Here is a 599-nt window from a genome sequence, read left to right as displayed (position 1 = left end):
CGGCTGAAAAACGCCTTGATGCCCTGCCATAGCTGCCCGAACCACGCGGCGATGCTGTCCCAGTTGCGATAGATCAGGTACACCGCGCCGGCCACGGCCGCGATGCCCGTCACGATCCAGCCCACCGGCGTGGTCAGGAAGGCCAGCGATAGCGCGCGGATTCCCGCGATGGCCGCCGGTATCGCGCGGGCGGCCAGGCCGACCAGGCCACGAGACACGGACAGAAGTCCGCCCAACAGCGATGCTGTCAGCCGAGCGCCAAAAACAGCAGCGGAATATCCTAGCCTCACCAAGGATGCCGCCGTGAGCAGGATTGCCGCGATCAGACGGGTAGCCAAGATCGCGGCAACGCCGCCCAGCAAGTTGCCGAATCCGCCCACCTGGTCAGCAGCCCACGACACAGCAGCGCCGATCGATTTCATGACACGCCATAAGTCCTTTAAGCCGTTGACAATCTCGGTGGCGATGGCCTTGCGGTTTTCCCGCGCCAGCGCACCCGTACCCTTTATCCACTCGTTAATGCCAGGCAGCAATTGCCCGATAACTTCCGTCCCAATGCCGGACACCACCTGCTTAAGGTCGCCCATCTGGCGGGTGTA

The 599-nt window shown here is 63.3% G+C and carries 1 pseudogene; it reads right to left on the bottom strand.

Annotated elements, in window-relative coordinates:
- Positions 1-599 (bottom strand): annotated as a pseudogene (locus tag C1I89_RS34785) (hypothetical protein); the annotation flags it as partial.

Origin of the sequence: Achromobacter pulmonis (genome assembly GCF_002885955.2) — a bacterium.
Lineage (GTDB): Bacteria > Pseudomonadota > Gammaproteobacteria > Burkholderiales > Burkholderiaceae_B > Achromobacter > Achromobacter pulmonis_A.
Note: the sequence above shows the minus strand (reverse complement) of the source record. Positions and strands in the feature narration are given on the sequence as shown.